The following is a 12,147-nucleotide window of genomic DNA, read 5'->3' on the forward strand; positions in this document are numbered from 1 at the left end:
TGCCCTGATGGATGCCGGGCGCGGGGTTCGTAAGGTGATCCCATGATCGGATTGAGCAGGGTCATGGGGCTCGCCGTCGCCGCCGGGGCCGCCCGTGGCGTGTACCGGGCGTTGCGGTCGCGGCACGACGAGGGCCGGCGGGGCGAGGGCTGGCGGCGGAAGAACTACGCCGGGCGGACCGTCGACCTGTACGCCGGGCCCGCCGTGGCCGCCGGCGCCGCGCTCGGCGCCCTCCCGGCGGGCGGCAGCGGCCGGGAGCGGGGCGCCGCCGTGCTGGCCGGGCTCGCGGCGGGCGCCTGCGGGGCGTACGACGACAGGAACGGCGACCACCGGCGGGGCTTCCGGGCCCACCTGGGCGCCCTGCGGGACGGCGAGGTCACCAGCGGGGCCGTCAAGCTCTTCGGGGTGGGCGCCGCCGCTCTCGCCGCCGGCGCGCTGCTCAAGGAGCGGCCCGTCGACAAGGTCCTCGCGGGCGTGGTGATCGCCGGTACCGCCCACTTCGTCAACCTGGTGGACGTACGGCCCGGCCGGGCAGCCCTCACGGTTCTCGCACTCGGGGTGCCCGGCCTGCTGCGCGGCGGGCCGCTCGCCGCCGCGCCGATGGGCGCCGCGGCCGCCGTCGTCGCCGACGACCTCGGTGAGCGCACCATGCTCGGCGACGCGGGTGCCCACGCCCTGGGCGCGGCCCTCGGCACCGCGATCGCCGCCGCCAACGGGCGCGCCGGGCTCGCGGTCCACGCCGCCGGGCTGGTCGCCGCCGCGGCGTACGGAGACACCGTCAGCCGCCTGGCAGGATCACCCGTGTGAGTGATCGCGGGGCGCGGTTTACGCCCCGCGACACGGCCGCTTCGCCCGGGCGGTGCCGGAACGTGCGTACGGGCTGGCATTCTTGGGCACGTGACACTGCGTACGGTCCAAGTGCTGGGCGGTGGCAGCGCGGGCAGCAGCGCTCATGTCAGATCACTGGCCGCCGGGCTGGTGGCGAGGGGCGTACGAGTGACCGTGTGCGCCCCCGCCGAACTGGACCACGACTACGACTTCCTCGGCACCGGGGCCCACTTCATGCCCGTACCGCGCCGCAGCGACCCGGTCGCCATCGGGGCCCTGCGCATGGCTTTCACGGGCGCCGACGTGGTCCACGCCCATGGGCTGAACGCCTCGGTGCGTGCCGGGCTGGCACTGGGCTCCCAGCCCGTACCGCTCGTCGTGACGTGGCATACGCGTACGCACGCCGAGGGTGCCCGTGGCCAGTTGATCCGGCTCATGGAGCGAAAGACCGCACGGGCAGCGGCCGTTGTGCTGGGTACCTCGTCCGAACTCGTCGACCGGGCACGGCGGCGCGGCGCCCGCGACGCGCGGCTCGGTCCCGTCTCGGTCCCCGCCCCGCACGAGGGCGTCGCCGAGGCGCAAGCGGGCAAGGCGCGGGCGGAACTCGGCGCCATGGACCGGCCGTTGGTCATGGCAGTCGGCGCGCTGGAACCGCACCGTGGTTACGGCACGCTCCTGGACGCCTCCCGGCTGTGGCTGTGCCACGACCCGGTGCCGCTGGTCGCCGTCGCGGGGGAGGGGCGGCAGCGGCCCGGGCTCCAGCGGCGGATCGACGCGGAGGGCCTGCCGGTGCGGTTGCTCGGGCGGCGCGACGACGTCACGGCGCTGCTCGCGGCGGCGGACGTGGCGGTGCTCCCGAGCCGCTGGGAGGCGCGCGCCCCACTCGCCCAGGAAGCCCTGCGGCTCGGCGTCCCGCTGGTCGCCACGGCGGTGGGCGGGGTGCCGGAACTGGTCGGGGACGCGGCGGTGCTGGTGCCGTACGGGGACGCGGGCGCGCTGGCGGCCGCGGTCTCGGCCCTGCTCGCCGACCCCGCGCGGCGGGCCGGGCTGGCGGCGGCGGGGCGGGCACAGGCGGGGACGTGGCCGACGGAGGACGAGACGATCGCCCAGGTGCTGAGCGTGTACGACGAGCTGTGCGCGGGCGGGTGACGTTTCCCCCACCCCGCCCCTTCCCGAAACCGGGGGCTCCGCCCCCGGCCCCTGGCCGAGCGGCCGCTGCGGGGGCTGGCGCAACCCCCACGGCCCCGTGCGGCGGCTTCGCGCCGCCGGATGCGCTGGTTCCGCCCCGGGACTCGTGCCGGGTGGCCGGTTGCGGGGCCGGCGCCCCCACGGCCCCGTGCGGCGGCTTCGCGCCGCCGGGAGCCGCCGGCTCCCCCTCCGGGCCTGCTGCCTGGGGGGATGGGGGCTGGCGCTTCCCCATGGCCCGTGTGCGGCAGCTTCGCACCGCCGGAGGTGGGCCGGCCCCCCCACGCCTCGCGGGGGTACGCCCCCACGCCCCCGTGCGCGGCAGCTTCGCGCCGCGGGGCTTCCGCCCCCTCACCCCGCGCCTCGCGGTCCGGGAGCGCGGCCCGGTCCCGGGCACCTCACGCCGTGTGGCGGCGTGCCCGGAGGGCCAGGGAGAGGGCCAGGACGGTCTGCGGGTCGTCCAGGTCCGTGCCGAGGAGGTCGCCGATGCGGGCCAGGCGGTTGTAGAGCGTCTGGCGGTTGAGGTGCAGTTCGCGGGCCGTTTCCGCCTTGCGGCCCGCGTGCGCGAGGTACGTCTCCAGCGTCGGCAGCAGGGGCGGACGCGACGTGCGGTCGTGGTCGCGCAGCGGGCCGATCGCCCGGTCCACGAAGGCGGCGAGGTCCGGATGATCCCGCAGCCGCCACAGCAGCAGGTCGATGTCCAGGCGCCGCGCGTCGTACCAGGGGCGCTCCGGCAGGCCCTGTGCCGCGGTCGCCGTCTCCGCCGCGTGCCGCAGGCCCGCCGACGCCGCCGCCCAATTGCCCGCGACGCCCACCACCACGACCGGCGCCCCGGCCCCCGCGCGTTCCAGCCCCGCCCGCGCCACGCCCGCCCGCAGCGCCGCGGCCACCCGGTCGGCGACCGCCGCCCGCTCCGACAAGGTACGCAGGCCCAGCAGGAGCGGGACCCGGCCCTCGACGGGGCGGACGCCCAGCAGGACCGGGACGCCCACGGCGGACAGCTCCTCCAGCACGGCGCGGGCCAGCACGGACCAGTTGCCGGACGGCATCACATCGGACGCGAGGCGCATGACGACCGGCAGCAGGGGGCCGTCTCCCGGTTTGAACCCCAGCACGCGCGCCTGCGCGGGCGCGTCGTCCGCCGTGATGCGGCCCTCCGCGAGGTCGGTGAGGAAGTCGCCCCGGCCCCGCGCCGCCAGCTCCTCCTCCTGCCGTGCCTGCATCAGCACCACCGCCAGGATGCCCGCCGCCCGTTCCGCCGCCATGCGGTGGACGGGGAGCAGCGCGCCCGAGACGGAAAGGAGCACCAGGCGGGCGCGTACCGCGGCCGCGCCCGGACCGCCGCCCGGCACGTCCACCAGCACCGCCCCGGCCGGCGGGCCCGCCTCCCGCGCCTCGCGCTGGCCGCGCAGCCCCTCCCACACCTGGAGCGGATCGGCCGGCCCCGCACCGCCGCCCGCGGCGTACAGCAGTTGGCCGTCCGCGGTCTCCAGAAAGACCGGATTGGCGGCGAAATCGGCGAGGATGCCCAGCACCTGTGGCACCCCGCCCCCGCCCAGCAGCGCCTCCGTGCACCGCCGGTGCACGTCCTCGGCCCGCCGCAGCAGCGCGTAGTGCCCGTTGACGATCTCGGTGTGGACCTCCTCCGTCACCGAGACGAACGGGACCTCCCGGTGGAGCTGGACCAGCGGCAGCCCCGCCGCCCGCGCCGTCTCCACGATCGTCGCGGGCAGCCGGGAGAACCTCGGCCCCAGCTCCACCACCAGCGCCGCGATCCCGCGCTCCGCCAGCCGCCGCACGAACGCCCGCTGCTCGGCCGGCCGCGTACCGAGCCCCAGCCCGGTCGTCAGCAGCAGCTCGCCGCCCTTCAGCAGTGACGCGATGTTCGGCACCTCGCCGGCGTGCACCCAGCGCACCGTCCGGTGCAGCCGGTCCGCCCCGGTCACCACCTCCGGGAGCCCACCGCGCAGCCCGGGCAGCTCCAGCGCCCGCTGCACGGTGATCCCGCCCTGGTCGTTCATGGAGGTCATCGAGGTCATACGGCCGGACGCTACCCGCGGGCGTGTGCCCAGGACATCACCGGGAGATGACGACTGCCGGCAGCGGGCGACAACTCGTCGTGCCGGCCCGCCATTTGCGTGACCGCCTGTCGATTGTGGCGTACGTCACTCGGGAGGAAGGTGTCCGGCCATGGCACAGAATCCCACCCCAGCAGGCCGCGAGGTGCAGCGGCTCAAGGCGAACTCCGTCGGCCTCGTCGGCGTCGTCTTCATGGCGGTCGCCACCGCCGCGCCGATCACCGCGATGACCGGCAACCTGCCCATCGCGGTCGGCTTCGGCAACGGCACCGGCGCCCCGGCCGGCTACCTCTTCGCGACCCTCGTCCTCACCGTCTTCTCCGTCGGCTATGTCGCCATGGCGAAACGGATCACCGCGGCCGGCGCCTTCTACGGCTACATCTCGCACGGCCTCGGCCGTATCGCCGGTATGGCCTCCGGCATGCTCGCGGTCCTCGCGTACATCGTCTTCGAGGCCTCGATCGTCGGCGTCTTCGCCTACTTCACCAAGACGACCGTCGCCGACCAACTGGGCGTGGACCTGCCGTGGATCGTGTACGCGGCCGCGATGCTGGCCGTCACCGCCGTCCTGGCGTACTTCGACATCAACCTCACCGCCAAGGCCCTCGGCGTGATGCTCGTCGCCGAGGTCGCGGTGCTCTTCGCGGTGGCGACAGCGGTGCTGCTCGCGGGCGGCGGGCCCGACGGCATACCCATGGAGCCCATCAACCCCGCCAACGCCTTCACCGGCGCCTCCGCCGGACTGGGCCTCTTCTTCGCCTTCTGGTCGTGGGTCGGCTTCGAGTCGACCGCGATGTACGGCGAGGAGTCCCGCGACCCCAAGCGCGTCATTCCCCGCGCCACCCTCGTCTCCGTCGTCGGCGTGGGGCTCTTCTACATCTACGTGTCGTGGATGACGATCGCCGGCAACGGGCTCGACGGCGCCGTGAAGGTGTCCGCGTCCGCCAGCCCGCTCGACCTGTTCTTCGACCCGACGCGCTCGTACATCGGCGCCTGGGCCGTCGACGCCTTCCAGTGGCTGCTGCTCACCGGCTCCTTCGCCTGCGGGATGGCCTTCCACCAGTGCGCCTCGCGCTACCTGTACGCCATCGGCCGCGAGGGCTTCCTGCACCCGGCACTCGGCCGTACGCACGCCACGCACGGCTCGCCGTACATCGCCTCCTACGTGCAGAGCGCCATCGCCGTCGTCCTCGTCGGCGCCTTCTGGCTCACCGGCCAGGACCCGTACATCCACCTCTACACGCTGCTGGCGATCCTCGGCACGATGGCGATCCTCATCGTCCAGACGCTGTGCTCGTTCGCCGTCATCGGCTACTTCCGCAAGAACCACCCCGAGGACCGGCACTGGTTCAGGACGTTCACCGCACCGCTCCTCGGCGGCATCGGCATGACGGCGGTGGTCGTCCTGCTGGTGCTGAACATGGAGACCGCCGCGGGTCTCGCCGCCGACTCCCTCTTCTTCACCCTCATCCCGTGGATCGTCGGCGCCGTGTTTTTCGGCGGCCTGGGGCTCGGCTTCTACCTGAAGGCCAAACAGCCCGACCGGTACGAGATCATCGGCCGGATCGTCCTCGAGGACGCGGCCGAGCGTGACGACGACACCCAGCAGCACGACGACCAGCCCGCCGCGACCGTCTGAGGAGCACCACCATGTCCCGTACGCCCCTGATGCGCGCCCTGCGCGACATAGCCGCCCACCGCGCCGCCGCCGAACGGCTCGGTATGCCCGTCGCCGCCGTACGCGGCTCCACCCGCCGCGAACTGCTCCAGCGCGCCGCCGCCCTCGGCCTCGCCGCCGGTGTCGGCACCGCCGTGGCGGCCACTACCACCCGGGCCCACGCCGCGACCGCCCCGCGCATCGCCGTCGTCGGCGCCGGAATCGCCGGCCTGACCGCCGCCCTCACCCTCAAGGACGCGGGCCTGAACTGCACGCTGTACGAGGCCAACCCGACCCGCGTCGGCGGCCGCATGTGGACGCAGCGCGACCACTGGGCCTACGGCCAGATCTCCGAGATCGGCGGCGAGCTGATCGACACCAGCCACAAGAAGATCCAGGAGCTCTGCCGCCGCTTCGACCTGCCGCTGGAGGACTTCCTCGGCGGCGGGCCGGCCGGCGCCGAGGAAGTCCTGTGGTTCGACGGCACCTACTACCCGCGCCACCAGGCCGACGAGGACTTCAAGGCCGTCTACCAGCAGCTCCACCGGGACCTCCAGGAAGCCGGCGAGGTGAAGTGGAACCAGTCCACCCCGGCCGGCACCGCACTCGACAACATGTCGATATACGACTGGATCGAGAGCCGTGTCCCCGGCGGGCACTCCTCGCCCCTCGGCCAGTTCATCGACGTCGCCTACAACGTCGAGTACGGCGCCGAGACCACCGAGCAGTCCTCCCTGGCCCTCGTGCTGCTGATGGGCTACCAGACCAATCCCGGCCACTTCAACGTCTGGGGCCTGTCCAACGAGCGCTACCACATCACCGGCGGCAACGACCAACTCCCCAACGCCATAGCGAGGTCCCTGCCCTCCGGCACCCTCCGCATGGGCTGGTCGCTGACCGCCGTACGCGCCAACGCGGATGGCACCCAGACCCTCACCTTCAGCGAGGGCGGCACCACCCGCACGGTCACCGCCGACCACACGATCCTGTGCGTACCGCTGCCGATCCTCAAGCGGCTCGACCTGACCCAGGCGGGCTTCGACCCGCTCATGAAGGACCTGCTCCGTGACGCGCGCATGGGTCACTGCACCAAGCTCAACATGCAGTGCGGCACCCGCCCCTGGCGCGGCACCGGCCCGTGGCCGGGCGTCTCCGCCGGAGACTGCTTCACCGACACCGACGTCCAGCAGACCTGGGACACCACCAAGATCCAGCCCGGCACGGGCGGCATCCTCATCCAGTACAACGGCGGCACCCTCGCCCAGTCCCTGACGCCCGCCGGGCCGTTTTCCACCGAGTCCGACCCGTACGTCCGCGACCTCGCCGCCCGTCGCCTGCGCGGCATCGACGCGTTCTTCCCCGGCACGTCCAAGGCCTGGACCGGCCGCGCCCAGCTCTCCGCCTGGCACCGCAACCCGTACACGCTGGGCGCGTACTCGATGTGGCCGGTCGGCTACCTGCACCGGTACGCCGGGTACGAGGGCACCGCGCAGGGCCCCGGCGGCCGCATCCACATCGGCGGCGAGCACTGCTCCTACGACTTCCAGGGCTTCATGGAGGGCGGCGCGACCGAGGGCGAGCGCGCCGCCCGGGAAGTCATCGCGGTGTGTTAACCGCCGTACGCGCCCGAGGCGGTCAGCCGCAGTGCCGTGTCGATCAGCGGCACGTGGCTGAACGCCTGCGGGAAGTTCCCGACCTGGCGCTGCAGGCGCGGATCCCACTCCTCCGCCAGCAGCCCCAGGTCGTTCCGCAGTCCCAGGAGCTTCTCGAACAGCTTGCGTGCCTCGTCGACCCGGCCGATCATCGCCAGGTCGTCCGCCATCCAGAACGAGCACGCCAGGAACGCGCCCTCGTCGCCCGGCAGGCCGTCCACGCCCTCCTCCGCGCCCTCGGTGGGGTAGCGGAGGATGAAACCGTCCTCCGTGGACAGCTCCCGCTGGATCGCCTCGATGGTGCCGATGACCCGCTTGTCGTCCGGCGGCAGGAAGCCCATCTGCGGGATCAGCAGCAGTGAGGCGTCCAGCTCCTTCGAGCCGTACGACTGCGTGAAGGTGTTGCGCTCCGGGTCGTAGCCCTTCTCGCACACGTCCCGGTGGATCGTGTCGCGCAGGTCCCGCCACTTGTCCAGCGGCCCGTCCACGTCACCCGACTCGATCAGCTTGATCGTCCGGTCGACCGCGACCCACGCCATCACCTTGGAGTGGGTGAAGTGACGACGCGGCCCGCGCACCTCCCAGATGCCCTCGTCCGGCTGGTCCCAGTGGTCCTCCAGGTACCGGATCAGCTTGAGCTGGAGGAGGGAGGCGTAGTCGTTGCGCGACAGGCCCGTCATGTGTGCCAGGTGCAGGGCCTCGGTGACCTCGCCGTACACATCGAGCTGGAGCTGTTGCGCGGCGCCGTTGCCGACCCGCACCGGGGCGGAGTTCTCGTAGCCCGGCAGCCAGTCCAGCTCCGCCTCGCCGAGCTCGCGCTCACCGGCGATGCCGTACATGATCTGGAGGTTCTCGGGGTCGCCGGCGACCGCGCGCAGCAGCCACTCGCGCCAGGCACGGGCCTCCTCGCGGTAGCCGGTGCGCAGCAGCGAGGACAGGGTGATCGCCGCGTCCCGCAGCCAGGTGTAGCGGTAGTCCCAGTTCCGTACGCCGCCGATGTCCTCCGGCAGGGAGGTGGTGGGCGCGGCGACGATGCCGCCCGTCGGGGCGTACGTCAGCGCCTTCAGGGTGATCAGTGAGCGGACCACGGCCTCGCGGTAGGGCCCCCGGTAGGTGCAGTGCTCGACCCACTCGCGCCAGAACTCGGACGTGGCCTCCAGCGCGCCCAGCGGGTCCGCCATCGGCGGCTGCGGGTGGTGCGAGGGCTGCCAGCTCATGGTGAAGGCGACCCGGTCGCCCTCCTTGACGGTGAAGTCCGAGTACGTGGTGAGGTCCTCGCCGTGCGTCTCCGCGTCGGTGTCCAGCCAGATGGAGTCGGGGCCGGCGACGGCGACCGTCCGGCCCTCCACCTGGTGCACCCAGGGCACCACGCGGCCGTAGGAGAACCGCATCCGCAGCGCGGACCGCATTGGTACCCGGCCGCTGACGCCCTCCACGATCCGCACGAGCTGCGGGGCGCCGTCACGCGGCGGCATGAAATCGGTCACGCGGACAGTGCCGCGTCCCGTGTCCCACTCGGATTCCAGGATCAGCGAGTCCCCGACGTACCGGCGCCGGTCGGCGGCGGGCGGCTCGGCGTCATCGGCGTGCGCCGGCCCGATCCGCCAGAAACCGTGCTCCTCGGTACCGAGGAGTCCTGCGAAGACGGCATGCGAATCGAAGCGGGGCAGGCACAGCCAGTCGGCCGTTCCGTCCCGGCAGACCAGGGCGGCGGTCTGCATGTCTCCGATGAGTGCGTAGTCCTCGATGCGCCCGGCCACGTGCAATCTCCAGTCGAACGGCAACGTTCGCCCCCGTGGGGCGCTTTCTGGGGTCAAGGTCAAGGACCGCCGACGAGCACGACGTGCCCGGTGACGGGCGGGGGTGGTGCCGTTGTGGGGGCCTGGCTCGGCAGCGGGTTTCCGAGCAGGATACGACGCCCTCCGGCCCTCTGTGTGATCGTTCCGGTAGAGCTGTTGAGCAGAACGAGTGACCCTGGTCTCCCCCCGTGAAACCCCTGCCCCGGTCGTGCGCACCGGGTATCCGCACGCGTGCGCTGCGTGTCCCCGGAGCTCCCGGCACCGGCCGCAAGGGACGGGACCGGTCGGGCGCGCCCGCCGCCGGGCGCCGGCCGGGCGGCGTGGCGCGTGTGGCGGAAGCGGGGGTGCCGGGTCGCTGATACCCTGGTAGCCCGTGGACCGGTGGGCGCCGCACCTCGAATCGGCGGCCCCCGAACCGCAGCGACGGCACCCCCGGAACTCCCCGGAATCCTCCGGACCGGACGCCGGTACGCACCTCCAGACCGCGACCACGGGAGCCCCCTCTTGGCCATGCCGCCCAAATCCACGACGACCAAGCACATCTTCGTCACCGGGGGTGTCGCGTCCTCCCTCGGCAAGGGCCTGACCGCCTCCAGCCTGGGTGCGCTCCTCAAGGCGCGGGGCCTTCGGGTCACGATGCAGAAGCTCGACCCGTACCTCAACGTCGACCCGGGCACGATGAACCCGTTCCAGCACGGCGAGGTGTTCGTCACCAACGACGGCGCCGAGACCGACCTGGACATCGGCCACTACGAGCGGTTCCTCGACGTCGACCTCGACGGCTCGGCCAACGTCACCACCGGCCAGGTCTACAGCCAGGTCATCGCCAAGGAGCGGCGCGGCGAGTACCTCGGCGACACCGTCCAGGTCATCCCGCACATCACCAACGAGATCAAGCACCGCATCCGGCGCATGGCGACGGACGACGTGGACGTCGTGATCACGGAGGTCGGCGGCACGGTCGGCGACATCGAGTCGCTGCCGTTCCTGGAGACCGTCCGTCAGGTCCGCCACGAGGTCGGCCGCGACAACGTCTTCGTCGTGCACATCTCGCTGCTGCCCTACATCGGCCCGTCCGGCGAGCTGAAGACCAAGCCGACCCAGCACTCCGTGGCCGCGCTGCGCAACATCGGTATCCAGCCGGACGCGATCGTGCTGCGCGCCGACCGTGACGTACCGACCGCGATCAAGCGCAAGATCTCGCTGATGTGCGACGTCGACGAGGCGGCCGTGGTCGCGGCCATCGACGCCAAGTCGATCTACGACATCCCGAAGGTGCTGCACACCGAGGGTCTGGACGCGTACGTGGTGCGCAAGCTGGACCTGCCGTTCCGCGACGTCGACTGGACGACGTGGGACGACCTGCTGGACCGCGTGCACAACCCCGACCACGAGGTCACGGTCGCGCTGGTCGGCAAGTACATCGACCTGCCCGACGCCTACCTGTCGGTGACCGAGGCGATGCGCGCCGGCGGTTTCGCCAACAAGGCCCGCGTCAAGGTCAAGTGGGTCACCTCCGACGACTGCAAGACCCAGGCGGGCGCCGCCAAGCAGCTCGGCGACGTCGACGCGATCGTCATCCCCGGCGGCTTCGGCGAGCGCGGCGTCAACGGCAAGGTCGGCGCCATCCAGTTCGCCCGCGAGAACAAGATCCCGCTGCTGGGCCTGTGCCTGGGCCTCCAGTGCATCGTGGTCGAGGCCGCGCGGAACCTGGCGGGCATCACGGACGCCAACTCCACCGAGTTCGACCCGGCCACCTCCCACCCCGTCATCTCGACGATGGAGGAGCAGCTCGCCTACGTCGAGGGCGCGGGCGACCTGGGCGGAACGATGCGCCTGGGCCTGTACCCGGCGAAGCTCGCCGAGGGCTCGATCGTCCGCGAGGTCTACGGCGACCAGCCGTACGTCGACGAGCGGCACCGTCACCGCTACGAGGTGAACAACGCCTACCGCGCCGAGCTGGAGAAGAAGGCGGGCATCGTCTTCTCGGGCACGTCCCCGGACAACAAGCTCGTCGAGTACGTGGAGTACCCGCGCGAGGTGCACCCCTACCTGGTCGCCACCCAGGCGCACCCGGAGCTGCGCTCGCGCCCGACCCGCCCGCACCCCCTCTTCGCGGGTCTGGTGAAGGCGGCCGTCGAACGGCAGCAGGCCGCACGCAAGACGGGCAAGTGACCCGCTAGCGATACGGTTGACCGGGGTACGCGCCCTCAGCGGGCACGTGCCCCGGTTTTCTGTGTACGAAGTCCGTGCGAGGAGGACGTCTTTCATGACCATCAAGGACACGCCCGAGGAGTGGCAGGTCACCGCGTCGACGGTGCCGTTCCGGGGCAACAAGACGAGTGTCCGCGCCGACGACGTGGTCATGCCGGACGGGTCCGTCGTACGCCGGGACTACCAGGTCCACCCCGGCTCGGTCGCGGTCCTCGCCCTCGACGACGAGGACCGGGTCCTGGTGCTGCGCCAGTACCGCCACCCGGTGCGGCACAAGCTCTGGGAGATCCCGGCCGGACTGCTGGACGTGCCCGGCGAGAACCCGCTGAGCGCGGCGGTGCGCGAGCTGTACGAGGAGGCGCACGTCAAGGCCGAGAAGTGGAACGTCCTCACGGACGTGTACACCACCCCGGGCGGCTGCGACGAAGCCGTACGGATCTTCCTCGCGCGCGGCCTGTCGGCGGCGGAGGGCGAGCGGTTCGAGGTGGCCGAGGAGGAGGCCGACATGGAGGTCGCCCGCGTGCCCCTCGACGAGCTGGCGCGGGGTGTCCTGGCGGGCGAGCTGCACAACAACTGCCTGGTCGTGGGCGTGCTGTCGGTCCTCGCCGCCCGCGCGGGCGAGGGGCTGGACGCCCTCCGTCCGGCGGAAGCCCCCTGGCCGGCCCGCCCGTTCGAGGCATAGACCCCGGGCCGGTGTGACGATCGGCTGATCCGATTGAGGGACTCGGCGGTCG

At 72.6% G+C, this 12,147-nt stretch carries 8 protein-coding genes; 6 read left to right on the top strand and 2 right to left on the bottom strand.

Translation table 11 applies throughout. The features are described from left to right. Window positions 1-42 precede the first annotated feature (42 nt). Together AB0J57_RS29985 and AB0J57_RS29990 are read left to right on the top strand one after the other, a co-directional pair. Window positions 43-807 (top strand): hypothetical protein, encoded by a 765-nt coding sequence (locus AB0J57_RS29985; RefSeq protein WP_366131487.1) that lies wholly within the window; start codon window positions 43-45, stop codon window positions 805-807. A 90-nt stretch (window positions 808-897) separates the two neighbouring features. Beyond that, window positions 898-1,977, top strand: a complete 1,080-nt coding sequence (locus AB0J57_RS29990; RefSeq protein ID WP_366131488.1) for a glycosyltransferase family 4 protein — start codon at window positions 898-900, stop codon at window positions 1,975-1,977. A gap of 434 nt (window positions 1,978-2,411) precedes the next feature. Here the strand turns inward: AB0J57_RS29990 and AB0J57_RS29995 are convergent, their stop codons facing one another. Beyond that, entirely contained in the window at window positions 2,412-4,034 is a 1,623-nt protein-coding gene (locus AB0J57_RS29995) for a PucR family transcriptional regulator (protein WP_366131664.1), read from the bottom strand. 169 nt (window positions 4,035-4,203) lie between these two features. Here AB0J57_RS29995 and AB0J57_RS30000 point away from each other — a divergent pair, with 169 nt between their 5' ends. Both AB0J57_RS30000 and AB0J57_RS30005 read left to right on the top strand, forming a co-directional pair. Beyond that, window positions 4,204-5,730, top strand: coding sequence for an APC family permease (locus tag AB0J57_RS30000; protein ID WP_366131489.1), 1,527 nt, complete (start codon window positions 4,204-4,206; stop codon window positions 5,728-5,730). Between the two features lie 11 nt (window positions 5,731-5,741). Continuing rightward, a complete protein-coding gene (locus tag AB0J57_RS30005; RefSeq protein WP_366131490.1) occupies window positions 5,742-7,361 on the top strand; it encodes an NAD(P)/FAD-dependent oxidoreductase in 1,620 nt (539 codons plus the stop codon). Here AB0J57_RS30005 and AB0J57_RS30010 read toward each other — a convergent pair. Next, on the bottom strand, window positions 7,358-9,160 hold the full coding sequence (locus AB0J57_RS30010; RefSeq protein ID WP_366131491.1) for a glycoside hydrolase family 15 protein: 1,803 nt from the start codon (window positions 9,158-9,160) through the stop codon (window positions 7,358-7,360). The genes AB0J57_RS30005 and AB0J57_RS30010 overlap by 4 nt on opposite strands. A 549-nt stretch (window positions 9,161-9,709) precedes the next feature. Here AB0J57_RS30010 and AB0J57_RS30015 point away from each other — a divergent pair. Then, window positions 9,710-11,374, top strand: coding sequence for a CTP synthase (locus tag AB0J57_RS30015; RefSeq protein WP_366131492.1), 1,665 nt, complete (start codon window positions 9,710-9,712; stop codon window positions 11,372-11,374). Window positions 11,375-11,468: 94 nt separating this feature from the next. Then, window positions 11,469-12,095 (top strand): NUDIX hydrolase, encoded by a 627-nt coding sequence (locus tag AB0J57_RS30020; protein ID WP_366131493.1) that lies wholly within the window; start codon window positions 11,469-11,471, stop codon window positions 12,093-12,095. Window positions 12,096-12,147: the final 52 nt, after the last annotated feature.

This window comes from Streptomyces sp. NPDC049837 (assembly GCF_040674455.1).
Taxonomy (GTDB): domain Bacteria; phylum Actinomycetota; class Actinomycetes; order Streptomycetales; family Streptomycetaceae; genus Streptomyces.

Excerpts from the sequence above, each read along its gene's own strand:
- AB0J57_RS30015 (WP_366131492.1), top strand. The coding sequence starts at position 9,710 with ATGCCGCCCAAATCCACGACGACCAAGCACATCTTCGTCACCGGGGGT.
- AB0J57_RS30000 (WP_366131489.1), top strand. The coding sequence starts at position 4,204 with ATGGCACAGAATCCCACCCCAGCAGGCCGCGAGGTGCAGCGGCTCAAG.
- AB0J57_RS29985 (WP_366131487.1), top strand. The coding sequence starts at position 43 with ATGATCGGATTGAGCAGGGTCATGGGGCTCGCCGTCGCCGCCGGGGCC.
- AB0J57_RS30005 (WP_366131490.1), top strand. The coding sequence starts at position 5,742 with ATGTCCCGTACGCCCCTGATGCGCGCCCTGCGCGACATAGCCGCCCAC.
- AB0J57_RS29995 (WP_366131664.1), bottom strand. The coding sequence starts at position 4,034 with ATGAACGACCAGGGCGGGATCACCGTGCAGCGGGCGCTGGAGCTGCCC.
- AB0J57_RS30020 (WP_366131493.1), top strand. The coding sequence starts at position 11,469 with ATGACCATCAAGGACACGCCCGAGGAGTGGCAGGTCACCGCGTCGACG.